This window comes from Candidatus Binatia bacterium, assembly GCA_036504975.1.
Lineage (GTDB): Bacteria > Desulfobacterota > Binatia > UBA9968 > UBA9968 > JAJPJQ01.
Genome location: DASXUF010000146.1, coordinates 1 through 24615 on the forward strand (window position 1 = coordinate 1; position 24615 = coordinate 24615).

At 58.3% G+C, this 24615-nt stretch carries 28 protein-coding genes; 12 read left to right on the forward strand and 16 right to left on the reverse strand.

Annotated elements, in window-relative coordinates; genetic code table 11:
* Window positions 1-213 precede the first annotated feature (213 nt).
* From VGL70_18495 to VGL70_18555, 13 genes are all read right to left on the reverse strand, one after another.
* Window positions 214-1086: a phosphoribosylaminoimidazolesuccinocarboxamide synthase gene (locus VGL70_18495; GenBank protein HEY3305517.1), complete on the reverse strand. Its 873-nt coding sequence runs from the start codon at window positions 1084-1086 to the stop codon at window positions 214-216.
* Window position 1087: 1 nt separating this feature from the next.
* Entirely contained in the window at window positions 1088-1234 is a 147-nt protein-coding gene (locus tag VGL70_18500) for a hypothetical protein (protein HEY3305518.1), read from the reverse strand.
* Window positions 1235-1243: 9 nt separating this feature from the next.
* Window positions 1244-2620, reverse strand: a complete 1377-nt coding sequence (locus VGL70_18505) for a UbiD family decarboxylase (protein ID HEY3305519.1) — start codon at window positions 2618-2620, stop codon at window positions 1244-1246.
* Window positions 2621-2745: 125 nt separating this feature from the next.
* Window positions 2746-4290 (reverse strand): succinic semialdehyde dehydrogenase, encoded by a 1545-nt coding sequence (locus VGL70_18510; GenBank protein ID HEY3305520.1) that lies wholly within the window; start codon window positions 4288-4290, stop codon window positions 2746-2748.
* Between the two features lie 513 nt (window positions 4291-4803).
* On the reverse strand, window positions 4804-5562 hold the full coding sequence (locus VGL70_18515; GenBank protein HEY3305521.1) for an SDR family NAD(P)-dependent oxidoreductase: 759 nt from the start codon (window positions 5560-5562) through the stop codon (window positions 4804-4806).
* 93 nt (window positions 5563-5655) lie between these two features.
* Window positions 5656-6438 (reverse strand): hypothetical protein, encoded by a 783-nt coding sequence (locus tag VGL70_18520; GenBank protein HEY3305522.1) that lies wholly within the window; start codon window positions 6436-6438, stop codon window positions 5656-5658.
* Window position 6439: 1 nt separating this feature from the next.
* Window positions 6440-7216 carry an adenylate/guanylate cyclase domain-containing protein gene (locus VGL70_18525; GenBank protein HEY3305523.1) on the reverse strand — a complete coding sequence of 259 codons (777 nt, stop codon included), beginning with the start codon at window positions 7214-7216 and terminating at the stop codon, window positions 6440-6442.
* The gene (locus tag VGL70_18530) at window positions 7213-7749 is read right to left on the reverse strand and encodes a hypothetical protein (GenBank protein HEY3305524.1); all 537 of its coding nucleotides are present in this window, start codon (window positions 7747-7749) and stop codon (window positions 7213-7215) included. Before VGL70_18530 ends, VGL70_18525 begins: the two co-directional genes overlap by 4 nt.
* Before the next feature lie 221 nt (window positions 7750-7970).
* Window positions 7971-9326, reverse strand: a complete 1356-nt coding sequence (locus tag VGL70_18535) for a sigma-54 dependent transcriptional regulator (GenBank protein HEY3305525.1) — start codon at window positions 9324-9326, stop codon at window positions 7971-7973.
* A 9-nt stretch (window positions 9327-9335) separates the two neighbouring features.
* A complete protein-coding gene (locus VGL70_18540) occupies window positions 9336-9704 on the reverse strand; it encodes a response regulator (protein ID HEY3305526.1) in 369 nt (122 codons plus the stop codon).
* An 11-nt stretch (window positions 9705-9715) separates the two neighbouring features.
* Complete coding sequence (locus VGL70_18545) at window positions 9716-11410, reverse strand: ATP-binding protein (GenBank protein ID HEY3305527.1); 1695 nt, start codon at window positions 11408-11410, stop codon at window positions 9716-9718.
* Window positions 11407-11985: a hypothetical protein gene (locus tag VGL70_18550; protein ID HEY3305528.1), complete on the reverse strand. Its 579-nt coding sequence runs from the start codon at window positions 11983-11985 to the stop codon at window positions 11407-11409. The genes VGL70_18545 and VGL70_18550 overlap by 4 nt, the downstream gene beginning before the upstream one ends.
* A 183-nt stretch (window positions 11986-12168) precedes the next feature.
* Window positions 12169-13245, reverse strand: coding sequence for an amidohydrolase family protein (locus tag VGL70_18555; GenBank protein HEY3305529.1), 1077 nt, complete (start codon window positions 13243-13245; stop codon window positions 12169-12171).
* A 285-nt stretch (window positions 13246-13530) separates the two neighbouring features.
* On the opposite strand from VGL70_18555, the gene VGL70_18560 reads away from it, so the two are divergent.
* From VGL70_18560 to VGL70_18575, 4 genes are read left to right on the forward strand one after another with little or no spacing between them, the layout of a single operon-like run.
* Window positions 13531-13716 (forward strand): hypothetical protein, encoded by a 186-nt coding sequence (locus VGL70_18560; GenBank protein HEY3305530.1) that lies wholly within the window; start codon window positions 13531-13533, stop codon window positions 13714-13716.
* Window position 13717: 1 nt separating this feature from the next.
* Window positions 13718-14560 (forward strand): tetratricopeptide repeat protein, encoded by an 843-nt coding sequence (locus VGL70_18565; protein HEY3305531.1) that lies wholly within the window; start codon window positions 13718-13720, stop codon window positions 14558-14560.
* Window positions 14532-15086, forward strand: coding sequence for a hypothetical protein (locus VGL70_18570; GenBank protein ID HEY3305532.1), 555 nt, complete (start codon window positions 14532-14534; stop codon window positions 15084-15086). Before VGL70_18565 ends, VGL70_18570 begins: the two co-directional genes overlap by 29 nt.
* 1 nt (window position 15087) lies before the next feature.
* Window positions 15088-16464: a pyruvate carboxylase subunit B gene (locus VGL70_18575; GenBank protein ID HEY3305533.1), complete on the forward strand. Its 1377-nt coding sequence runs from the start codon at window positions 15088-15090 to the stop codon at window positions 16462-16464.
* 16 nt (window positions 16465-16480) lie between these two features.
* Here the strand turns inward: VGL70_18575 and hisG are convergent, their stop codons facing one another.
* The 3 genes from hisG to VGL70_18590 form a co-directional block, all read right to left on the reverse strand.
* Complete coding sequence (hisG, locus tag VGL70_18580; GenBank protein ID HEY3305534.1) at window positions 16481-17386, reverse strand: ATP phosphoribosyltransferase; 906 nt, start codon at window positions 17384-17386, stop codon at window positions 16481-16483.
* A gap of 4 nt (window positions 17387-17390) precedes the next feature.
* On the reverse strand, window positions 17391-17777 hold the full coding sequence (gene hisI, locus VGL70_18585) for a phosphoribosyl-AMP cyclohydrolase (GenBank protein ID HEY3305535.1): 387 nt from the start codon (window positions 17775-17777) through the stop codon (window positions 17391-17393).
* Window positions 17778-17890: 113 nt separating this feature from the next.
* A complete protein-coding gene (locus tag VGL70_18590; protein ID HEY3305536.1) occupies window positions 17891-18088 on the reverse strand; it encodes a helix-turn-helix transcriptional regulator in 198 nt (65 codons plus the stop codon).
* Between the two features lie 143 nt (window positions 18089-18231).
* On the opposite strand from VGL70_18590, the gene VGL70_18595 reads away from it, so the two are divergent.
* The 8 genes from VGL70_18595 to VGL70_18630 all read left to right on the forward strand — a co-directional run bounded on the left by VGL70_18595 (window position 18232) and on the right by VGL70_18630 (window position 24605).
* Complete coding sequence (locus tag VGL70_18595; GenBank protein HEY3305537.1) at window positions 18232-18570, forward strand: helix-turn-helix transcriptional regulator; 339 nt, start codon at window positions 18232-18234, stop codon at window positions 18568-18570.
* An 87-nt stretch (window positions 18571-18657) separates the two neighbouring features.
* On the forward strand, window positions 18658-18981 hold the full coding sequence (cutA, locus tag VGL70_18600; protein ID HEY3305538.1) for a divalent-cation tolerance protein CutA: 324 nt from the start codon (window positions 18658-18660) through the stop codon (window positions 18979-18981).
* A 12-nt stretch (window positions 18982-18993) separates the two neighbouring features.
* Window positions 18994-19470, forward strand: coding sequence for an NUDIX hydrolase (locus VGL70_18605; protein ID HEY3305539.1), 477 nt, complete (start codon window positions 18994-18996; stop codon window positions 19468-19470).
* 68 nt (window positions 19471-19538) lie between these two features.
* Window positions 19539-20885, forward strand: coding sequence for a tryptophanase (locus VGL70_18610; GenBank protein ID HEY3305540.1), 1347 nt, complete (start codon window positions 19539-19541; stop codon window positions 20883-20885).
* Window positions 20885-22645, forward strand: a complete 1761-nt coding sequence (locus tag VGL70_18615) for an AMP-binding protein (GenBank protein ID HEY3305541.1) — start codon at window positions 20885-20887, stop codon at window positions 22643-22645. Before VGL70_18610 ends, VGL70_18615 begins: the two co-directional genes overlap by 1 nt.
* A 6-nt stretch (window positions 22646-22651) precedes the next feature.
* Entirely contained in the window at window positions 22652-23392 is a 741-nt protein-coding gene (locus tag VGL70_18620; protein HEY3305542.1) for an SDR family NAD(P)-dependent oxidoreductase, read from the forward strand.
* Window positions 23393-23546: 154 nt separating this feature from the next.
* The gene (locus tag VGL70_18625) at window positions 23547-24293 is read left to right on the forward strand and encodes an SDR family NAD(P)-dependent oxidoreductase (protein ID HEY3305543.1); all 747 of its coding nucleotides are present in this window, start codon (window positions 23547-23549) and stop codon (window positions 24291-24293) included.
* A 111-nt stretch (window positions 24294-24404) separates the two neighbouring features.
* Window positions 24405-24605: a hypothetical protein gene (locus VGL70_18630; GenBank protein HEY3305544.1), complete on the forward strand. Its 201-nt coding sequence runs from the start codon at window positions 24405-24407 to the stop codon at window positions 24603-24605.
* Window positions 24606-24615 lie beyond the last annotated feature (10 nt).

The following is a 24615-nucleotide window of genomic DNA, read 5'->3' on the forward strand; positions in this document are numbered from 1 at the left end:
GGGAGCGTCGCATCGAAGCCCGCTTCGGGTCCGTTAAGGCTGATTACCTCGGCCTCGACGATTTGATCCACGCCAAGGAAGTGTCAGGAAGACTGCAGGACCGTGCCGACGTTCGCGCACTGCGGCGGGCGAAAAAGACGACTAAGGGCTCTCGCGGCAGCTCTAGAAGGCGCCGTTAAATGGTGGACTTCTGAGTATCAGCGACTGCGCGTGCTACGCGGCCGTAGTCAGCCGCCGCAAAGCCTCGGCGTACTTCTCTTGCGTCTTGCGGATAACCTCCAGCGGCAGTTGTGGCGGGTTGTGCGGGTCCCAGTGGCTCTCGATGAGATAGTCGCGGACGTATTGCTTGTCGAAGCTCTCGGGCGAGGTTCCCGGAAGGTAGCCTTCCTTGGGCCAGAAGCGGGAGGAGTCCGGCGTGAGCATCTCGTCGATGACGATAAGCTTGCCGTCCAGCACGCCGAACTCGAATTTCGTGTCGGCAATGATAATGCCTTTTTTCTCGCCCATCTCGCGAGCCCGCTTGTAGATGGCGAGGCTCGCCTCGCGCAAATTTTCGGCGTTCTGCTTGCCGACCATATCGACGGTCTTTGAAAAATCGATATTCACGTCATGTTCGCCCACGGGCGCCTTGGTCGACGGCGTGAAGATCGGCTCGTCGAGGCGGGAAGCCTCGACCAATCCCTGGGGCAGCGCGATGCCGCAAACTTTGCCGGTCTTTTGGTACTCTTTCCAGCCGGAGCCGGCGAGATAACCGCGCACGATGCATTCCACCGGCGCTGGGTTCGACTTCTTCACCAGCATGCTCCGGCCTGCCAAAAACTTCTTATGCGGTTGACAAGCGGCGGGAAACTTGGAGACGTCCGTGGTGATCAGATGGTGGGGAACGATATCCTCCATCGCCTTGAACCAGTATTCCGACAGGGCGGTTAGAATTTTTCCTTTATCGGGAATCTCGGTCGGAAGCACCACGTCGAAGCAGGAGATCCGATCCGACGCGACCATCAAAAGCCGGTCGCCGAGATCGTACATCTCCCTGACCTTGCCGCTTTTGAAAAGTTTCAATCCGGCAATCGGCCCTCGATTCATTTTAACCTTTCTTATCCGGCCCTCTTCTTGTTTTGGTTTTGACGTAGTCGAGTATCATGAGCACCGCGAGAAACCCGATGGCGATCCCTAAGATCCAGAAAACCGGCATCCACTTTTCCATCGTTAGAATCGGCACCACCTTTTCCATCGCCCCTCCCTATTTGAAAAACCGGCTGACCCGCTCCATCGCCTCTTCGGGGATTTCATTGCGCTTGGGGAACTCTCCTTTGAGGGGTTTCGTCGCGTCGATCATCGCCACGGCGTCGCCGAGCCAGCCGCGAAAGCTCTGAACCTTCCGGACGATCTCGATGTCCTTGTCCCAGTGCGTGCGGGTGCTGACCGCCCACATCACGTCTCTCTCGTTGAAGACGTCGATGTCGTCGTCCACGACGACGCAGAGCTTGAGATTGGGCATCTCGACGAAAGCCTGCATCGCGGCCTTGTTCGGATCGTTGATGAATTCCTTCTTGATCGAGATGTAGCAGATGAGCCGGCTGCAGCCGGACGCGGGCAGGTGGATCGCCTTGATCCCCGGCACGTTCTTCTTGATCACGTTGTAAACGCTTCCTTCTTTGGGGATGCCGCCGAGGTTCCAGTGATCCATGTGTCCGGGCCAGAAGTCCTCGACGATGCCTTTTTTCCGATGCGTGATCGCGGTGACTTCGATGACCGGCACTTTCATCTCGCCCTGATAGTAGCCGAGGATTTCGCCGAACGGGTTTTGCGACTCGCGCACGTTGGGCGGGACTTCGCCTTCGATAACGACTTCGGCGTCGGCGGGGACGAGAAAATCCTCCCCCCAGGTTTCCGAAGGCGTCAGCCGGAGCGGCTCGCCGAGGAAGCCGCTTGCAGTCATGTAGTCGTTGTTGCCGAAAGGAGTCATGGCACAACTGGAGAGAAAAAAGGCCGGATGGTGGCCCAGAACGACGATCACCGGCGCGCGGCGATTCTGCTTCTCGTATTCGGTGGTCATCGCTTCCAGGTGGTGGTGGGCGTGAGCGGAAAAACTCATGCGCCGCGGCGCGTAGTACATGTTCTTGGTGAACGTGATGTCGTAAAAACCCCGGTCGATGCTTTTCATGATGCAGACCATGGTGAGATAAGCGCCGACGTCGTCTTTCTGGTGCATCGGAATCGGCAGCGTTCTCAGATCGGCGTCGGCGCCTTTGCGCACGACTTCCTTGCACAGCGCCTTTGTGGGCGAGATGGTTTCCAGTTCGCCTTTTTTGAGCTCGCGCCGGGCGACTTCGAGGCTCAAGTCCATGTTCGATTTCAGCTCGCCCATGTCCAGCGCGTCGGCGCAGAACTGGCGCGTGACGAAGGGATTGTAGAAGAGAGAGAACGGCGAAGGCTCGCCGTTCAGGTTGACGATATTTTCGAACAGCACCATCTTCCGTTCGCCGCGATTATCGAGGTGCTTCAAGTAGGCGATCGTCTCGTGGCGATTGGGATCGATTCTGTCTTTGACGCGAATGACCGAGCCCGGCCTCTCCCGTTCTTCCTGGGCGATGAATGTCGGTAAATCCTTGCTCATACCCCTTCTCCTTATACGCTGCCGGAGAAATTTTTTCGGCGGCCGGACTCCCGCGCGGCGGGATTTTTGCGGGCCGGCCTTGTGATATTGCCTCAAATCCAACGCAAGTCAATAGTCTCGCGTTGTCATAAGCATTTTGTGGGCTTTCGGTCCCGCCGGTTTTTTCTCATGGCCGAGAATTTGTTTTTCCAGCCCGATCGGTAGAGGAGCCGGAAGCCCCGGTGGAACAGCTCCGTCTTTCGTCGCGTCAGCGGGAACCAGATGAGCTCACTTTTTAAACCTAATCGATCCGCGACGATCGTCTTTTGCCGGCAGAATTTGCGGATTCCTTCGGCGCCGTGCCTTCTCCCGATGCCGCTCTCTTTGATTCCTCCCATCGGCGCGTCGGGAATGGCGTAGTTCACGAGGCAGTCGTTGATGCACATGGATCCCACGTGAATTCGTTCCGCAATGAGCCTGCCGCGCTCCTTGTCCCTGGTAAAAATCCCGCCGTCGAGACCGTAGCGGGAGTCGTTGGCCAGCCGCACGGCTTCATCCGCGTCTTTGACGCGCATGAGCGGAATGACCGGGCCGAAAGTTTCCTCCGTCATGATGTCCATTCCGTGATCAACGTCCACCAACACCGTGGGCTCGTAGTAGAGCCCTTTGAAGTTGGGATTTTTCCGCCCGCCGCATAGAATCTTCGCGCCTTTGCGGACGGCGTCTTCGACCTGGGCGGCGACTTTCTCGATCTGCGCCGCCGAAGTCATGCTTCCCAGCTCGACTTCGTCCGCGCTCGCGCCCTGGCGCAGCGACCGGACCCGTTGGACGACCCGGTCGACGAAGTCCGGATAGACGGGCTCTTCCACGTAGACGCGCTCGATCGAGGTGCAGACCTGTCCCGAGTTCATCAGCGCGCCCCAGACGCAGGCGTTCGCCGCGCGCTCGAGGTCGGCGTCTTTGAGCACGATCAGCGGATCTTTGCCGCCAAGCTCCAGCGATACAGGAATCAATCTCTCAGCGGCGCGGCGCGCCACCTTCTTCCCCGTCGCCACGCTGCCGGTAAAGCAGATCATATCGGCATGATCGATCAGAAACTCGGCGGTCGCGCCGTAGCCGACGACGACATGGAGCAGGTTTTCCGGAAAGCCGGCTGGTTGCGCCAGCTCGGCGCCGTAAAGCGCCGTCATCGGCGTCAGCTCCGAGGGCTTGATGACGACCGCGTTGCCGGCCATGAGCGCGGGAATCGCGTCGCCGATGGAGAGCACCAGGGGAAAGTTCCACGGGCTGATGATGCCGACGACGCCGATCGGACCGTAGATCGATGCCACCTTCTTCGTTTTCAACAGATGCGGCCGGATCTTCTCGGGCGCAAGATATTTGGCGGCGTTACCAGCCCAGAAGCCGATGGCGTCGTAGAGATAAAAAAGCTCGTTGCCGTAAACCTCGGCCCGGGGTTTGCCGGTCTCCGCCGTCACGACGTCGGCCATCTTTTCCTGATGATCGATCAAGAGATCGCGATAACGGTAAAGAACCCGCGCACGTTCGCGGAAATTTTTCTCCGCCCACAGAGCCTGCGCCGCGCGCGCCTTGGCGACCGCTCGCGCGACCTCCGCGGCGGACGCCACCGCGAGCGCCCCGATCTTATCGCCGGTCGCGGGACTGTGGACTTCGACGGTATCGCTGTTCATGGAGCGTTCTATAAAATTTTCAGGAGACAGAGTCGAGGCCAGCGGGGATGGAATTTACCGCCAAGCCGCGGGCACTAGCCCGGATAATTCATATCACCGTTAATCCTATCGACAGAGTGTCATTTCCCTCGGTTCCTCGAGGGCGAGCCTTCCAGCCGCAGGCAATAGGTCTGTGCCTCGTTGACTCCGTCGAGACACTTGCACTGCAGCGAACAATCGAAATACCATACTCCGGGATGCCAAGCACCGCACAAGTCATTGAACCTCGAACCTCCGCGTCCCTGTGCCTGCGGCTTTCATCCTCGCCCCCTGCGGAACCGTGCCCGGAAGGGAAGCCCGAGAGCGCGAGCCCGAAGGGCGAAGGGCACAGGGACGTGGAGCGACACGGCAGGCCCCAGCCGATGGAGTTAGCAACTTTGGGGTGGCTGGCGAGGGCGGCCCTCGAGCCACAGAAACTATTGCCCTCGCCCGGAGTGGTTCGCGCTTGAGGGCTGATCGTGAGAACAATCCGGGCTAAACCATGGTCTGGCCGCCGCAGATGTTGATCGCCTGCCCGGTGATTCCGCCTGCCTTGTCCGACGCCAGATAGAGCACGAGTTCCGCCACCTCATCCGCGTCGAGAAATCTTCCGATCGGCACCGCCGCGACCGCCTGTTTTTTGAATTCCTCCGGCGTGATCCCCTGATTGGCCGCGCTCTCTTCGATGCCGAAACGCGCCATCTCGGTCTCCACCCACCCCGGGCAGATCGCGTTCACGGTGATGCCGCGGTCGACGACTTCCAGCGCCAGCGCGCGGGTGAAGCCGATCATGCCGTGCTTGGTCGCGCAGTAGGCAGAGTAACCGGGAACTCCGAACTTGCCCAACACCGAGGAGATGTTGATGATCCGGCCGTTGGCGTTTTTTCTCATCGACCGCAGGACTTCTTTGGTCACGAGATAGGTTCCGGTGAGGTTGGTCTCTACGATATCGCGCCAGCGGCCGTCGTCGGCGTCGTCGATGCGGGTGAGTCCCGAGACGCCGGCATTGTTGACCAGGATGTCGATAGGACCCCAGGTCTCGACGATTTTCGCGACGCCTCGTTGCACCTGATCTTTTTTTCTGATGTCCATCTCGATCGGCAGGAACGCACCGCTCGCGAAGTTATTTAGATGCGCCGGATTTCGCGAAGCGACGGCGACGCGGGCACCGTTTTTAGCCATCGCTTCGCTGATGGCCTTACCGATGCCGGTTCCGCCGCCCGTAACCAGGGCGGTTTTGCCGGTCAAATCCATGTGGGGTCGCGCGGGTGCGATCGAATCGAGGAAATTCCTATCGAGTTTTTCCTCAAAAGGCAAGAAATAGGATGGCAAGGAGACGGCTTGGCACTACTTCCCGCCGGCGAGTCTTTTTTCCACACCCATTTCCGCCGTCGTCAGCCAAAGCACGTCGCGGATCGTGGAATTGGCGTATCTTTCTTCTCTGCACGCGGCGTTGATTCTCATATTGACATCGCGATAGTCGGCGTCGGGCCAGACCGTCAGCGACAGCTCGGGTGAGGTTTTGAGAATGGATGTCAACGCGCTCGTGCCGAGATAGTAGCCGTAGATCAGATGGGCGCGTTCGGCATCGTCCGTCGCAAGGTAGTTCGAGCAGCGGAGCCGGCACTTGCTGAGAAAAGTTCTCCACGTCTCCGTAGGGCCGTCGTTGAGCGGCAGCCCGATGCGAGGAAATCCGTCTTTCCTGGCGGCGAGACCGAGAAAAGCGTCCAATAATTTTTTGTTTTCATTGGCTTTGGATCGACAAACTGCCGTCAGCCGGGTCCCTAGATGATCCGCGGTAATTTCTCCCGCGGGCAGAACCCACCAGATCGGGTGATCTTGATCTTCCGGCGGAACCAGCATGTCGCGCGCCTCTTTGTCCACGGCCGCCTGCACTCCCTCCAGGTAACCGGTGGCAAGCGCCGCTCTGGCTTTGGCGTCTAGAATATTATAACTGCCGCACGTCGAAGGGGCGGTCGTTCCGCCGCCGACGCGCTCAGGATTCGGGTAGATGAGGAAACAAGCGATCCATACGAAAACGAGAAAGCAGATTTCCTTGCCGTTTTTCATAATTCCTCCCGTTAGGTCCTTTACCAACCGGCTCGCGCCGGCGAGTTTCCACCGGCGCATGTTATTGGTCCGCTTTTTCACGGTTGAGTTTTGTGATGTTGAACACGCTCACGGGCCGGATGAATCCCCGGAGCTTGAGTTCGCCGATGCTCTCGGCCTCGACCCAGTTCTCGACTTCGCTCAGCGTCCTCCGGTTGGTGAGAATCTGTCCGCCGCCGGCCTCCTCGCAGAGGCGCGAGGCGAGATTCGTCACGTTGCCGACCGCTCCATAGTCCAGCCGCCCTTCGAAACCGATGTCTCCTACAGCCGCATAGCCGGTGGCCAACCCGATGCCGAGATCCAGATCCCAGCCTTTTTTCAACCACCATGCGACTCGAATCACTTTCATTCTCTCGCGCATCTCGAGCGCCATGCACACGGCTCGGCGCGTATGATCTTCGTAAGGCACCGGGGCGTTAAAGAAGGCCATGATGCCGTCGCCGGCAAAACGCTCCAGGGTGCCGTCGTATTTGAATATCAGCCGGCCCATCTCGGCGTGGTAGTTGCGGAGGAGTTGGAGAACCTCCTCGGGCTCGGCGCTATCCGAGAACTCCGTGAAACCGCGCAAGTCCAGAAAGACGACCGTGACCTCGCGCCGATGACTTACGAAAAGGTCGCCGTCGTCTCGTTTCAGGATCGACTCGGCTATCTGCGGCGACAGGTAGCGCTTCAGACGGCTGATACGCCCGATCTCCTCCAGTTGGCGCTTCATCTTTTGTCCCAAGGTCCGGGTCAGCTCTTCGATCGACGAATAGGGCTTCATGACGAGAGCTTCAGCGGTCATATCCTGGGTGTTCATGCTTCACCGGGGCGACCGGAGTCGTTTTCTTCAAGCCAGCTCAGCGGTTTTTGCGCTCGCATCGATAAAGCGGCGAACCGATCCTCCTCGGTGAGCGCCGCGCTGCGGTAGAGCAGGAAGGAGGGTAAATTCGGCCGCTTGATCCTTCTGAGCAATATCGTCGTGAGGTGCATCAATCCGAGCATGGTCTGGCCGGTGACGGCCGTCATCAAAACGAACTGAAAGTTCTCGCTCAGAACGTACTCCCGAAGGGTCTGGCTAAAACATCCCTTGAGCACCAAGCCCACCTCGACCCCCATTTTGCCGAGAGCTTCCCGAGCCACGGAAATTCTCCGCTCGGCCAACCGCTTCTGCTTATCCCACGAGTATCGAGCGAGGACTCTTTTTCCCTCCGACACGGCCTTTCGCGGCGACTCGGTCACGATCCAATGGTCGCGTAACCAGGCCCACGGATCGACGGGGTAGGGAACGAGGAAGGTCACCTTCATGTCCGGCTTAGCGATCTTCTGGATGATCGGTAGGATCTCCTGCATCCGGTCTCGCCTCTTCAACGCAACTAAAATCTGTCCAGCTATCATTCTTTTTTTCCTCCGCGTCGTAATCTCTGTCGAAGGCAATAAAGCAAGGGATATGCCATCGAGGGGCGCGCGAAGTAAGCCGCTAATTTTTCAAGAAAAAGCTGGGACGATGGAACGTGACGAGGCGGGCGAGAAAGCTGAATTGATGTCTTTTTAGATAGCGCGAGTGGAAAAAATCAAAGTCGGATTTGAAGCGCCTTGATGAGCCTGGAGAGGTAGTTTTTTTCCAGGCCCAAGGCTTTGGCGGCGGCGGTGCGGTTGCCTCGGGTCTGCAAAAGGGCCCTCAGGATGATCTCCCGCCTATAGGCGGTCACGTCGTCGCGATACGACAAGCTGCCGGAGCGGGGACGCGAGTCGGCCGCGACGATCCTCGGAGGCAGGTCTTGGGGAGTGATTCTCGGTCCCTGACCCAGGACGACGGCGCGCTCGATCACGTTGGCCAGCTCACGCACGTTGCCGGGCCAATCGTAGGCGATGAGCCTGTCCCGGGCTTCTTTCGTGATCTCGGTAAAGCCCTTCTTGGTTTCCGCGGCGAAGCGCTGCATGAAAAAATTGGTCAGTTCGGGGATATCCTCTTTCCGGTCTCTCAAAGGCGGAAGCACGATGGGAATGACGTTCAGGCGGTAGTAGAGATCCCCGCGGAAGCGGCCGTCTTTGACTGCCGCGTCGAGATCGCGGTTCGTGGCGGCGACGATTCTTACGTCCACGTGGATGGGCTTGGTCCCGCCGACGCGTTCGAACTCCCGCTCCTGAAGGAACCTTAAGAATTTCGTTTGCAGCTCCGGGGAGATGTCCCCGATCTCGTCGAGAAAGATCGTGCCGCCGTGCGCCAGCTCCATCTTGCCCTTCTTGAGCTCGTGAGCGCCGGTGAACGCGCCCTTTTCGTGGCCGAACAGCTCGCTCTCCAGAAGCTCCTTGGAGAGTCCGACGCAGTTGATCGCCACAAAAGGTTTGGCTTTCTCGTCGCCCCAGTTATGGATGGCGCGGGCGAATATCTCTTTGCCGGTGCCGCTTTCGCCTAAAAGCAAAATGGTGGTCTTGCTGGCCGCGGCTTTCTTGGCCGTCTCTACGGCCTTATTCATCTTGGCGCTCTTGCCCACAACCAGCCGATAGCGCTCGCCCACCTCGTCCGAGAGGATTTCTACTTCCCGCCGGAGCCTTTCGCGCTCCAATGCCTTCTGCACGATGAGCGCGATATGTTCCGGATCGAAAGGCTTGGGGATGAAATCATACGCCCCTTCCTTCATCGCCTGGACCGCGCGCTCGATCGTGCCGTAGGCGGTGATCATCACCACGGTCACGTCCATCGCGCGCGCGCGAATCTCCTTCAGCACTTCGAGCCCGCTCATGTCGGGCATCTCGATGTCCAAAAGCGCGATCTGCGGGCTCTGCTTCTCCAGTAGGTCGAGGCCGTCTTTGCCGCCGGAAGCCGTGAGGACACGGTAATCCAGCGATTCCAGGCGGTCCTTCAAGACCTCCCGGACATCGGGATCGTCGTCTACGACCAGGATGGTTTCTTCAAAGGATTTCATGGGCATAACCTAGAGCGTGATGTTGTAGACCTTCTCGATCTTTGCCTTCAGCTCTTCCCATTCGAAGGGCTTGAGAACGTATTCGTTGGCGCCTTTGGCAATCGCTTCGATCGCCGCCTCTCGGGTGGAGGAGGAGGTGATGATGATGACGGGGATCATTCTGTCCCGCTCGCGGATGTGTTCCAGGGTTTCGATCCCGCCCATCTCCGGCATCTTGACGTCGAGGAAGACCCCATCGAACTTTTCCGTGGACAGCCTGCTCAGCGCCTCCACGCCGGTCCCGGCGGTGATCACCGTGAATCCATAAGCCTCAAGACGATCCTGAATCACCTCAACGATGTCTTCTTCATCATCGACGACGAGAACCTTGAGTCCCATAAGTTGTCTCCTCAGTCGGCCGGCGCTTCCGGTTTCAGCGGCTGCTCTTCGGGCAGCGTAAAGGAAAAGATGCTTCCTCTGCCCGGTTCGCTGCTCACCCAGATTTTGCCCCCGTGCATGTCGACCAGTACTTTGGAAATCGCCAGCCCAAGCCCGGTGCCGCCGGATTTGTGCTTTCCGGCCTGAGCAACCTGATAGAACTTGTCGAAGATTTTTTCCGCCTCTTCCTGAGGGATACCGGGTCCCGTGTCTGCAACGGATATCTCGGTCCAACCGGCGCCGTTTTTCTGGATCGACACACGGATCTGCCCGTGCGGCGGGGTGAACTTGACGGCATTCCCGACCAGGTTTGTCAGCACCTGCACGACCTTGTCTCGGTCGGCCCAGGCGCTCGCGCCGGCGTCGGGAGAGACGACCTCGAGGCTGATCAGCTTCTCCGATGCCACCGGCCGGATGCTTTCCGTAACCTCTTGGGCCAGGCTTACCAGAGAAAGAAGGGCCGGCTTAAGATCGATTTTCCCCGCCTCGATCCGTGAGAGATCCAGGATGTTGTTGATCAGCCGAGTGAGCCGGTCGGCGTTCGATTTCATGCGCGTGAGATAACGGATCTGTTTTTCGTTCAACGGGCCGGTGATGCCGTCCAGCATGTTGTCCGCGGAGCCCTTGATGGCGGTAAGCGGCGTGCGCAGCTCGTGAGAGACATTGGAGACAAAGTCCGACTTCATCTTGTCGAGATCCCTCAGCCTCTTTTCGTAGCGCTTTTTCTCGGTGATGTCCTTGGCGAGATGGAGGAAACCGCTTATATCGCCCTGTTTGTCGCTGATGGGCGATACCGCCAGGGCCACGTCGATCACAGCCCCGTCTTTCCTTTGCCTGCGGACCTCCAGGTTGCGGATAACACCGTCGTGCCGGACCTTGTGCCTCAGCTCCTCCGATTCCTTGGCGCGGTTCGGCGGAAGGAGTATCCCCAGGCTTTGCCCGACCGCCTCCTCTTTGCTGTAACCGAATATCACCTCCGCGCCGCGGTTCCAGGTTAGGATGCGATCTTCCATATCCGTCGAGATAATCGCGTCGCCCGCGTTCTCCACGAGATTTTCGATGTAGGCCTTGCCGGTGTGGAGCTCTTCATAGAGCTGGGCGTTCTCCAGCGCCGCGCCGAGTTGGGAGCCGAAGGCCTTGAGGAGGTTAATTTCTCCTTGAGAAAATTTGTGGTACTTACGGCTCCCTACGGCCATTGTTCCCAGGACGCGCCTCTTCGACAATATGGGAACGGTGGCTAATGAAATGATTCCTTCTTGTTCCATGGCCCGTCTCTTGAAGATTGGATCTTTTCGAATATCCAGAGACACATAAGGCTCGCGAGTTTCAAAGACGATTTTTCCTACGGTCCGGCGAGGACTGTCCATAGGAGCAATATTGGTCAAAAATTCGGGCGAGGAGAGACCTCGGGCCACACGGACAACCAGATTTCTTGCCTCAGGGTCTAAGCTGCGTATATAGCCCGCATGAAAGCCAAGGATCTCCAGTGATTTGTGCAGGGTTTCACGCAAGATTTGTTCGGTATCGAGAGATTGGGTCGCGGTCTCTGCAATGGTCAGCAGGGCTGAGAGTTCCCGGGTCCTATGGAGCAACTCCTCCTTTCTACTCGGGCCCGTTAAAGTAGTCCCCTTTCTATCGGTTCTCGGGCGCTTCACGCGCGGCCTCATCGCGAAGAAATCGGCCCTCCAAGCTCAAAATTATCTCTAAGGAATTGAACCAACTTCAATCGCGGATCCCGTGCCCAGGACTTCATTATCTTTTCCACCTTGGAATGAGTTCGCCCGCTAGGCCTGCTAGCAAATCCTAGCGCCAATGTGCCAACGCAACGGCGCTTGCTTCCGTTTTTCACCAAAATTCCAATAAACTTTTGATACATCACTCCGCTCTTAGGGGCTATTCCCTTTGCAGTCATACTTTTTTCAGCCAGGTTGCGGCACCAATCTCGATTCTGGATGGCCCATCGACGATCCGAAATCGTGTCTTTGTATACCGTGGCATAGTTGTCGTCTCCAAAGCGGTACAAGCCTGGATCTGGATCGTTCCTATCACGTATTTTCTTTTCCACGTCCTTATCTCCGACCCAGCCGACAAAAAAAGGATGGGGGCCTTCTTCGGCTGATTCGTTGAGACGTAGATTGGCCTGCTTTGCGCCTGCTTCTTTTAAAATCTCGCGCAGACAATCTCTTATCCGGATGAAGTCCTCCGCCGTTATACCCCCCGGGATTTTCTTTGCTTTAGCCATATCGATGCCTCCTTCCGTCCCTGTAAGAAATAACTTTGAACCGTTATTAATTCGTCCCAGTATGAGGCCCCACGTCAACGACAAGCCATAACAAAGGTGAAGCGAAGCTCCTAACTCTTAGCTTATGACGTTTATCTTGATATCAATGCGAAGCCGAGATTGTCAAGCTCCCGGAGCTTAATCTTATTCCAACCGAAGGAGCTTTCGCGCATTATCCGAGAGAATCTTTTGTTTGGCCTCTTCGGAAAGGGCCCGACTATTCTTTATCGTATTGACCGTGCCAGGGCCTACCGAAGACCAGTGAGGGTAGTCCGACGCGTACACAATGTGGTCTGCACCGATGTCTTCGATAACCAGGGGCAACGTTTTCTCATCTGGGTTACCGCAGGAGATAAAACAATTGGAAAGATACTCTGAAGGTTTCTTCTTGATTCCAGGCACATGGTTGGGAAGCTTCTCGTAGTGCTCATCCATCCGCTCAAGCCAATAGGGGAACCAGCCGACGCCGGCCTCGAGAAAGACAAAGTTGAGTTTAGGAAAACGCTCCACAATGCCGTAGCCGATCACCGCGGCGATGCTGATCATCTCCTCAAAGGGAAAAGAGACTAGGTGGGTAAAAAAGAAGTTGTCAAAACGCTCGCTCCCGGCAGCGGCGATGTACCCGCCCACATTGGAGTGAACCATGATCGGGACGCCCAGCCGCTCGGCCTCGGCATAAAAAGGATGGAACGATATATCCCCCAAGTGCTTGCCGTAGATATTGGTTGGGACACAGATCGCACGCATTCCGAAGTCGTTTATACAGCGCCTGAGCTCGTCCTCTGATCCTTGGATGTCCGTGAGAGGGATCAGCCCGGCGCCTAGAAGCCTTTCTGGAGCCCGGGAACAGAATTTAGCCAGCCAATTGTTATACGAACGCGCCAGGGACATACCAAGCGCCGGAAAGGCATGGCGGGCGCGTGAGAGTGACCCAGTGGGAAAGAGCAGCGCGACATCGATCCCTTCCTGGTCCATATCAGCAAGACGAGCCTCCACATTAAACGGGTCCGCCTCGCCTGCGCACCTGTATTTAGGTTTAAGGCCGGGGAAAGTGCAGGCATAACCTTCTTTGGGCCAAGTTTGGCCGTCAAAGACCCAACGCTTTTTTCCGTCCTCAAATTCTATCAACTTTTGTCTGTACTGATCGAAAGCCGGCTCCAGGGGAAGGTCCTTGGGCTCCCAGACATGAGCATCAATGTCGATGACGGGATAGCTATTCACGGCTCGATCTTGTCCACTCCGCCCATATACTACATACTACGGGCTTCTCAACTTGGATGGTATCCCTCTACTTCCTGTAAGGCGGAATAGCTTTCTTTTGGGTAAACATCTTTAGGTGCCCCAGCTCACGCCTGGGGGAAATTATCCGATTAACCCGTTTTAAGTCAATCTAAACAGCTCCCCACCAAGACACGACATTCAGTCAAGAATCTCTGCGGCACAAAGACGTTGATTGACTTGGGAGGTATTTTCTAATATTTACCAATTCAAAGGCGGTTCGATAAGATGCAAGAGCCGAGCGGATGGCAGAATTTTTTGGAGATCGTCACCAAGCCCGACAACATTCCCATCGTCGGGATGCTTCTTCTGGTCCTCTTCTTCACCTGGGTCGGCATGAGGCAAGCGTTTCGCAACGATAAGCTCATCGAAGAAGGAAGAAAGGACGAAATCCCGGAAGAGATGTGGAAGTAGGATGCGGGGTTTCCGGGCGGCGACTCTCCTGGGGATCCTGTGGCTGGGTGTGTCCAACGCCCATGGCGTCGGAAGTCCCTTCGAGCGCGAGCCGCAGTGGGAATTGGGAAGGAAATATTTATCGGAAGGGAAGAGCCAAGAGGCGCGGGCCGTCCTGACGGAGCTTTCTGGGCGATATCCGAAGGAGCCGGACGTTTACCTTTTTCTCGCGATCGCTTCTTTGCGGTCGCGCGACGTGCGCCGGGCGGAGATCGATATCGGAAAAGCCTTGAGTCTCGATCCAGATCACGTCGAAGCGAGAACGCTCCGCGGCTGGATCGCGCTGGAAATGAAGCGGGATTATCCGGCGGCCATCGCCGATTATTCCCGGGTCGCGGAGCTGAAGCCGGATTGGCCGGAGGCGCACAACAACCTCGGCGTCGCCTGGAAAAAGAAGGGCGATCCGGAGAAAGCCGCGGCGAGTTTCAACCGGGCGCTCGCGCTCAGGCCGGAATACGGCGAGGCCTGGAGCAATCTCGGTTGGATCCACGCCGAGGAAAAAAAGTGGCGTGAAGCGCGGGCGGACTTCGAGCAGGCGCTCAGGTCCAATCCCAACGACGAGGGCGCGCTTTACGGGTTGTCGCAGGCTCAGCGGGAGGCGCGCGACTACGCCGGCGCCGAGAGGACTTTGAAAAGCCTTCTCTCACGCGCGCCCAATTTCGTCTACTGGCTGGAATGGGGACAGGTCAAGCTCGTGCGCTATTATTGGGTGTTGTTGGTGGGCGCGGGACTGATCTATCTAAACTCGCGATATCAACTGACAAGGAGAATACTCCATGGCGGAGCCGACAGCAAAGAAGCGTAAAGGCACGGCGCTCCTCGCCGTCATGGACGAGAATTGTTCGAGCTGCGCAGGCTCGCCGCTGTGCGAGGTGCATTGTCCGGTCGATAACTGTATTAATCTGCTCTACGAAGAGCTGCCGCAAGGCGGCCTCAAGCCCTACCGCGTGTGGGTGGACAACGACAAATGCATCGGCTGCCAGATGTGCTACAGCGACGACCTTACCAAAATCCACCAGCACAAAGAGACCGGAGAAATCTACTTCGAGTACGCCGGGCGGTTTTACGACAGCGCGAAAAAGCCGATCGACGCCGACAAGCTGCCGAAAAAATTCCAGCTTCAGTTGATCGGCACGGAGTCGGAGGACCGGCTCGACAAAAAGATCTGCCCGTGGGACGCGATCAAGATGTACGAATTCGACGAAGGCCTGGAAGTCTCCCAGTATTTCTACGACCCGGAAAAGATCAAAACGGTCAACGGAGTCTACGTCGTCGATCCCGAAGAAAAAGCGCGCCTGGAGGAAAAGCAAAAAGAGATTTACGAAGGATAGTATGGCGAAGAAGATCGAGCTGACAGAGACCATTCTGCGCGACGCGCACCAGTCGTTGCTGGCGACGCGCATGCGCACGGAGGATATGCTGCCCATCGCGCCGAAGCTCGATCGAGCGGGGTTCTGGTCTTTGGAGGTTTGGGGCGGCGCGACGTTCGACGCCTCCTTGCGTTATTTAAGGGAATGTCCATGGGAGCGCTTGCATCGGTTGCGCCGGGCCATGCCCCGCACCCGATTTCAGATGCTGCTCCGCGGGCAGAACCTGGTCGGGTATCGCCAGTATCCGGACGACGTCGTCGAGAAATTCGTCGAGCTCGCCGCGGCCGCAGGCATCGATGTGTTCCGGATCTTCGACGCCATGAACGACGCGCGCAACATGAAAGCCTCGATCGCGGCGGCGCTCAAGACGGGGAAATTGGTCGAGGGGGCTATCTGCTACACGAGCAGCCCGGTCCACTCGGTAGACTATTTTCTCCGCGTGGCGGAAGAACTGGCCGACATGGGAGTGCAGATCCTCTGTCTCAAAGACATGGGCGGGCTGCTCCCCCCGCACGTCGCCTACGACCTGGTGAAGGGAATCAAGGCGCGCTTCTCGCTGCCGCTCCACCTTCACTCTCACTGTACCAGCGGATTGGCGCCGATGAGCTACATCATGGCCGTGGAGGCCGGCGTCGATATTCTCGATACCGCGCTCTCGCCTCTTTCGCAGGGAACTTCGCAGCCCGCTACGGAATCGATCGTCGCCGCATTGGAGGGGACGCCTTACACCACGGGTCTGGATCTCAAGCTCTTGGGCGAGATCGCGGAATATTTCTACGGCGTCCGTCCCAAGTACGCTGAATTCGAAAGTCCCGTCAACAACCAGATCAGGACGGATATTCTGTTTTCCCAGATTCCCGGCGGGATGCTGTCCAATCTGGTCGCGCAACTGCGCCAGCAAAACGCCGAAGACAAGCTCGAGGCCGTGCTGCAGGAAATGCCGGAGGTGAGAAAGGATCTGGGTTATCCGCCGCTGGTGACGCCGGCGAGCCAGATCTGCGGTTCGCAAGCCGCTCTTAACGTGGTGACCGGAAAGAGATACTCGGTCGTGGCCACGGAGACGAAGAACTACGTCACGGGTCTTTACGGCCGGCCGCCGGGGCCGATCAGCGATGAGATCAAGAAAAAGGTGTTAGGAAAAAAAGAACCGATCACCTGCCGGCCCGCCGATCTCCTGAAGCCTGGTTTGGATCAGGCGCGCCAGGAGATCGGCGGCCTGGCCAAAAACGAAGAGGACGTGATCTCCTACGCGCTTTTCCCCGAGATCGCCCGGGACTTCTTTCGCGAGCGGGAATCGTCCAACCGTGGTTCGACCTTCGACGGCCAGCACTCGGCGTGAGCCGAAACCGAACCGCTTAAATCACTTTGTTCAGCGGATACTCGATGATTCCCACGGCGCCATTCTGGATCAGCATGGGAATGAGGTCGCGGACGACGTCTTCGGCGATGACGCTCTCGATGGAAAACCACTTCACGCCGCGCAGCGCCGCGGTCGCGTAGAGCGGCGACACCGTCGGCGCGGTGATGCTGGGGATGAGCTTGACGACCTTGTCGAGGTCGGCCTCGGCGACGTTCATTTTGATGCCGACTTTATTTTCCGCCGCCAGGGCGCCCTGAAGCAACAGGCGGATCTGCTCGATCTTCTCTTTTTTCCACGGGTCCTTCAGCGCGTTTTTGTTGGCGATGAACTGCGGGTTCGATTGCAACAGCTCATCGATGATTCTCAGACCGTGGGCCCGGATCGTGGTTCCGGTCTCGGTCACTTCGACGATCGCGTCCACCAGCCCCTCGGCGGCCTTGGCCTCGGTCACTCCCCAGGAAAACTCCACTTCCACCGGGATTCTTTTCTCGGCGAAATAACGACGGGTGAAGTTCACCATTTCGGTTGCGATCCTCTTGCCTTTCAGGTCCTGGGCGGTTTTTATCGGCGAGTCCTGCGGCACCGCGAGAACCCAGTGCGTAGGCTTGAAGCTCGTCTTCGAATAAACCATCTCGGCGATGATCTCGACGTCGGAGTTGTTCTCCATCGTCCAGTCTTTGCCCGTGATGCCCGCGTCCAACGTTCCGGTCTCGACGTAGCGCGACATCTCCTGGGGCCGCACCAGGCTGCAGCGCAGCGTCTTGTCGTCCACCGACGGGAAATAACTCCGGCTCGCAGTCGAGATCTTCCAACCCGACTTTTTGAAAAGCTCGATGGTCATCGACTCCAAGCTTCCCTTGGGGAGGCCGAGCTTTAATTCTTTGGTGGTGGCTTCCTTCACGTCGTTACGCCTTTTTGCTCTTATAGACCTGGTCCGGATTGAAAATTCTTATCGCCGCAACTTTCCAGTTTCTTGCCGCCTTTTTTCGGAAGAAGCAGCTCCGATAGCCGAGATGGCAGGCGCCGCCGCCGCGCTGTTTGACCCTGAGCAGAAGCGTGTCGTTGTCGCAATCGATCAAAATGTCTTTGACCTCCTGATAGTGTCCCGACTCTTCTCCTTTTAACCAGAGTCCGCGCCGGGAGCGGCTGTAGTAGTGGGCCTTGCCGGTTTTTCGCGTTTTGCTCCAGGCGTCTTGGTTCATATAAGCCATCATCAGAACTTCGCGGCTGCGGTAGTCCTGGACGATGACGGGCACAAGCCCGTTCCCCTTGGCGAAATCGATTTTTTGCATGAATGGCGCCCGAAAATTTTCCTCAGTAAAACACACATACAGCAGGCTTTCAATAAGATCATGCCTTGGACAAGTCAGGTCGGTTGCTGGAGCAAAATCGTGGGCCAGCTTGGCTACTTTCTGTCTCTGTCGTCCGCGTTGACCGGCATGCCGAGAATCTCGGCGATTTGCTGCTGCAGCCGGCGCGATTTTCGTTGGCCTTTGAGGAGGCGGGTGACGGTGGAGGGATTGACGCCCAGCTTTTCCGCCAGGGCTTTCTGGCTGTAGATGCCGCGTTCGAGCATGCGGATCTTGATTTTGACCCACTGCATTGCTAGCATGGGCAACAAAATTGCCTCAAATTTAAACTTTTAGTCTGAATATTCCAATTTGAATGACTTGTCAACGTTATATTCGCTAACGAATGAACAAGCAGTTCTCTCTTCGACTTGCCGAGACCATCCGGGCGATGGGCATGAGCCCCACCCAATTCGCCTACAAAGCCAAGATTCCGCAGGGGACGATCTCGAAATGTCTGAGCGGCCACGTTCCTACGGCGCGAATTCTTTTGCGCATCGCCAAGCTTACCGGGAAGAGCGTGGATTGGCTGTTGCTGGGGGCCGTACAGGGTAAAGGCGGCGTGGGGTCGGTGGCGGAGCGGCCGGCGCGTTACGGCGGCGCCGGCGCGCCGGATAAGGCAAAAGCCGGCGACGAGGTTTGGGTTAAAAAACTCCTCAAGGTTTTACGCAGTAGCAACCGGCAAAAGACGCAGACCATCAAAGATCTCCTCGACGTTCTGGCCCGTGACGAGTGAGGGCGGTTTTTGCGCCACATCGAAAATACTTTAAATTCCCGGCGACGCCATTGACTGGTCCTGAAGCCGGGTTGTAAGATCCCGATTATGAGCGAGTTCGTCGTCGTATTCGTAACCGCAGGGTCGGCCGACGAAGGCGATCGTCTCGCCCGCGCGTTGGTCGAGGGCCGGCTTGCCGCGTGCGTGAACCGCGTGAAGCCCGTCCAGTCGATCTACCGCTGGCAAGGCAAGATCGAATCCAGCGAGGAAGAGCTTCTCATCGTCAAGACCCGGCGCGACCTCTTCGAGCGGCTCAAAGAAAAAATCCTTGAGCTCCATAGCTACTCGGTGCCGGAGATCATCGCGCTGCCGATTCTTGCCGGCAGCGAAAGTTATCTCCGTTGGTTAGAGGAAGAACTTTTCCAACCTTAAAACCGGCTGCGTATGCGCACGGTGAGAGAGATTTCATCCGGCGGCGTTATTTACCGAAAACACAAGGGAACGATCGAAGTGGCCCTGATCCGCGTGAGGGGCCGGTGGAGCTTGCCCAAGGGTCAGGTGGAAGAGGGCGAGGGGCTTCAGGAAACGGCGCTCCGGGAGGTCCGCGAAGAGACGGGCTTGGAAGGACAAATTGTTGCAAAGCTGGGCGATATCACCTATTGGTACACGAACAAGACCAAAGAGGGAGAAACGGTCAGGATTTTCAAGCGCGTCTATTTTTATCTGATCCGTTGGCTCAAAGGGGACGTGTCTCGGCACGATCAAGAGGTCGAGGAGGCCTGTTGGTTCCCCATGGCCAAAGCGCTCGAACTCATTTATTATCCCACCGAGCGCGAGATGGTAAAAAAGGCCGAGGCTCTTCTCGCCGGTCCAATGGCAAAAAAATCATCGCCGCAGATCGGCCGATCCGACGGCGGTTAGCGGTCGCGCCGATCCCGTACGAGGGACGGCAAATTTTCAGACGATTCAGCGACCACAAGACAAACGGCATGAAAGACGTTCAGGACATCGGCTTCTCGGTTCCGTACGACATCGCCGTCGCGCGGAATTTGAGGGCGACGACCCGGAAGGAAAGAGAAGCGGCGCTGGCCGAGGCCTGCTACAATACCGAACTGGTTCCTCAAGAGCTGGTGTATGTGGATTTGCAGACCGACAGCGCGGTGAGCGCGCCCAGCACCGCGCAAGTCGCGACGCTGATCGGCGGCGGGAGTCCGGAGGCCGGATCGGAAACGACCGCGGCGCGGCGCTTCCGGGAGATTTTCGGTTTTCCGTTTGTCCTTCCGTGCATGCAGGGCCGCGCGGCCGAGCGCATCTGGGCGAAGCTCAACGTGAGGGAAGGAACCGTCGTGCCGGGGAACATGCTCTTTCCTTCCACGCGCTATCACATCGAATCGAACCGGGCCAAGGTGATCGACGTCATCTCGGATAAGGCCTACGATCTTACCTCCGACGATCCTTTCAAGGCCGATCTGGACCTCCTGAAGCTCGAGAGCGTGGTAGAGGAGCATGGACCGGAGAAGGTCTCCTGCATCTACGTCGAGCTCGCGGTCAACTCGTGCGGCGGACATCCCGTCTCGCTCACGAACCTGCGGGAGGTGCGCGCCTTCGCGCAAGCGCGGCAGATCCCGGTCTTTCTCGACGCGTGCAGGATTCTGGAGAACAGCTACTTCATCCAGCAGCGGGAGCCGGGCTGGCAACAGCGCTCGATCCGGGAAATCGTCGGCGAGACCTGCTCCCTCGCCGACGGCTTGACGATGAGCGCGCTCAAGGACTTCCTTGTTCCACTCGGCGGCTTCATCGCGACGCGCGACGAAAAGAGCTATCAGAAGGCTTCGTTTCAGCAACTTCTCGACGGCGGACAGCCTCCCGCCGGAGCGCTTGCCGGCCTTGCCTTGTCGCTTGAAGAAATTTTTTCCTCGGCGACCTACGCGCAAAGCCGGGTGGAGCAGGTCGATCGTCTCTGGCGCAAGTTAGCCGGCAAAGTTCCGGTCCTCCGGCCGGCGGCCGGTCACGGCGTGTTCATCGATGCCAAGCGTTTTCTTCCGGCCTTGCCGCCGGAGCGCCATCCGGCCGAAGCGTTGGCCGCTTTTGTTTACGCCGTATCCGGCGTGCGCGCCACCAAGGGCCCGCCGCTCACGAAGAATCAGATCGAGCGCGGGATCGAGCTGCTGCGCCTGGCGGTGCCGGCGCGCAAGTATCTCGCGGGCCATATGAACGACGTTGCGGAGGCGGTGCTGTACGCTTATGCGCATCGGGAGGAGATCCGCGGGCTCAAGCGGGTCGAGAAGCCCGGGCGCTCGAAGTACGATCCGCCTCTCTTTGCTCCGGCGGAATGATGAAAGCAAGCGCAGAGTTGCCGACGACAAAACCGCGCCATCTCGCGGCGCTCTTTTTCCAGCGCGCCGCACAACTCGGAGAGCAAGCCTTTATCAATCTCCAGCACGGCGGGCGCTTCGAAGAAGTTTCCTGGAAAGATTTCGGCGCCAAGGTCGAGGAAACCGTTCTCGGGCTGAATGCTCTCGGCCTCGGCGCCGGAGAAAGAGTGGCGATCATCGGGGAAAACAGCGTGGAATGGCTGTGCGCCGATATGGCGACTCTCGCCGCGGGCTTGCCGAACGTCGTTATTTCTCCCCGGCTTTCCCAGTCGATGATTCTCAAGCTCCTGGCCCATTCCGGGGCGCGGGCGGCTTTTGTCCAAGATGAAACCGGCGTCGGCAGGCTGTTGAACTTGAAAGCCCAGCTTCCCGCGCTCGCCCATATCGTCGTCTTGGAGCGGACCGCGGCGAATCTCCCCGATACGCTCACTTTCGAAGAGCTACGGGCTCTGGGAAGACCCGCGCCCACGAGGACTCTTCACCGGATTCTCGAATCGGTTCATGAGGACGATCTGGCGACGATCATGTACACGTCGGGCTCGACCGGCGAGCCGAAAGGCGTCATGAAGACGCAGCGGAACATCCTCTCCAACATCGCCTCGGGGGGCGAGATCGCGCTCAGCAAACCGGACGAGCTGGCGGCCCTCGTCCTAAGCATGAATCATCTTTTGGGCCGGTACGGCTTTCACAAGAGCGCGGCGACGGGACGGACGACGGCGCTGATGCAGACGACCGAGCTCGACGTCGATCTTAAAAGCATCCAGGCGCTCGCTCCGACCTCGATGACGCTGGTGCCGAGAGTGTTGGAGAAAATACTGGCGGCGATTCTCGCGGAGGGCGATAACGGGCGGCATTGGGAAGAGTTGGAGAGGTTGGATCAGCGCGCCGCGGGCTACGGATCTCCTACGCCCGCGGAACGCGAGCGTGTGAACGAACTGAAGGGTCGGCTTCGAGATTCGGTCAAGCGTTCTCTGGGCGGCAGGATCAAGTACGTCACTTACGGCGGCGCCGCCATGCCGCCGAGAATCATGCGCTTCTTCGAGTTGATGGGAATTCCTTTGCTGGGCACCTACGGATCGACCGAGTGCGGCGGCGTGACGCTCTGCGGGATCGGGGAGAACCGGCCGGGGAATCTGGGCAAGCCATTCGCCAATATCGAAATTCGCATCGCCGCCGACGGCGAGATCCTCGTGCGCGGCCCGACGGTGACGCCGGGCTACTTTCAGAACCCGGAGGTGACGCGGGAGACGCTCGATCCCGACGGCTGGTTTCATTCCGGAGACCTGGGCGCAATCGAGCCGGACGGCTCTCTGCGCATCGTCGGGAGGAAGAAGGACGTTTTTTACTGCGCCGAGGGCTCGAACATTTATCCCGCTTACATCGAGCTGCTGCTGGAGAGCGATCCGCTGATCCGCCAGGCGGTTCTGGTCGGCGACCGTCGTCCCTTTATCGCGGCGCTGATCGTGCCGGAGGCCGACCGGATCGCGGCGGAGCTCGAAAAAGATTCGGGTCCGGAACGGTTGCGCGAAATAGTCTGGGCACGGGTCGAGCGTATCAACCAGCGCCTCGAAGAATACGAGCAGATACGAAAGATTGTGCTGTTGCAAAACAACTTCCCCGAGCGGGTGCGAAGCGTGACCGCGTTTCAGAAGAGCAAGATCGATCGCGCGGCCGTGGCAGAGCTTTATAAAAACGAGATTCGACAAATCTACGGCGAGTGAGCCGGCATGGCCGAGGTAGCGCTCATCACCGGCGGCGCCAACGGTATCGGCCGCGCGGTTTCGCTGAAGCTGGCTTCCCACGGCATCGCCGTTGCGATCGCCGATTGGGACGGTAAAGCGGCGGAGGAGGCGAGCGCCGCGATTGTTTCCCAGGGGGGAAAGGCCGAAGCGTTCCGCGTCGATGTGAGGTGGGCCGCCGAAGTCAAAAATGTCGTCGCCGCAGTGCTCTCACGCCACGGACGCGTCGATATTCTCGCCAACATCGCCGGCGGCAGCATCCACCGCAAACCCATCGAAGAGCTCAGCTGGGCGGAGTGGAAAGAGGTTCTCGACATCAACCTCAAGGGGACGTTTCTCTTTTGCCGCGAGGTCGCGCCGATCATGATGCGGCAGAAAAAGGGACGGATCGTCAATACGGCGTCGAACTACGGCGTCACCGGCTCGGCGCTGCGCACGCCGTATTCCGCGGCGAAGGCCGGCGTCATCGGCTTCAGCAAATCGTTGGCGCTGGAGCTGGCGCCGTACGAAGTCCGCGTCAACGTCGTCGCCCCCGGCCCGACGGACACGCCGCGCGTGATGGTGAACTGGACGCCGGAGATCAGAAAACAAAGAGAAGCGGAAATCCCGCGCCGGCGCATGGGCCGGCCGGACGATCTGGCCGAGGCGTTTTATTTTCTTTGCGGCGCCGAGAGCGCCTGGATGACGGGACAGACGCTGCACGTCAACGGCGGGCTGGTGATGCCGTGAGGGCGCGTACGGGCTGGGAACGTCTCTCCGGGCCTATGCGATACGGGCGGTGTTACGCTCGACGGATGATACGCTTGAATCTCCTCGTCCAACGCATAGGCCCTTCGAGACACCCCCAGCCGGCATGCGTCGATTGGGACTTTGAGCGAAGAACATGAGACTCAAAGATAGGGTTGCCGTCGTGACGGGCGGGGCGCAGGGGATCGGGCGCGCCATCGCGTTGGGACTGGCGCGCGAGGGGGCGAATGTCGTCGTTGCGGATCTTCAGGGCGGGAAGGCGGAGAGTGCCGCGGCAGAAGCACAGGCGCTGGGCGTCGAAGCTCTCTCCGTCGAAACGGATGTCTCCAATGAGGATTCCGTCAAGAACCTCGCCGAGCAGGCGCTCAAGCGCTTCGATCATGTGGACATACTCATCAACGACGCCGGCATCTTTCCCCAGGCGAAAGTCGCCGAGATGACGGAGGCGGATTGGGACCGGACGCTCGATGTCAATCTCGGCGGTAATTTCCTTTGCTCCCGCGCTTTTCTTCCTTCGATGCGCGCGCGAAAAAACGGCCGGATCATTAGCATTGCGTCCGGCATCGCCCACACCGGCGCGGTAAACGGCGCGCACTACGCCGCGTCCAAAGCCGGGATCATAGGTTTCATCAAAGCTCTCGCGAGAGAAGTCAGCCCGGACGGCATCACGGCCAACGCCATCTGCCCCAACATCATCGACACCGCGTTGCCGCGCGGCCACCGTAGCTCGGCGGAGTTGCAAGAGCGCCTCACGCGGAACCCTCTCGGCCACGCCATGGAGCCCGAAGATTTAGTCGGCGCGGTTCTCTTTCTCGCCAGCGACGCCGCAGGTTACATCACCGGCCAGGCGGTCAACGTGAACTGCGGCACGGTTATGATTTAGCGCAGGCTGGTGAAAAACTTCATATGCTTTGTCAGATCGTGTGCAGACTGGCGCTTAAAGCATAAGGCTGGCATAATAAGCTTCTGACGAAGTAATTTCGGGAGGAAAACCATGGCAAAGGTAGACGAACTGAAGAGCGAAATCGAGCGACTTCCCCAGGAGGAGTTTACCGAACTTGTCAGGTGGCTATCAGAGAAGGACTGGGAGAGGTGGGACAAGGAGATCGAAGCTGACTCTGAAGCTGGGAAGCTTGATTTCCTCGTGCGTGAAGCGCTCGAAGCGAAAGCAAAGGGAACTCTCAAGGACCTGTGAAGCATCGCAC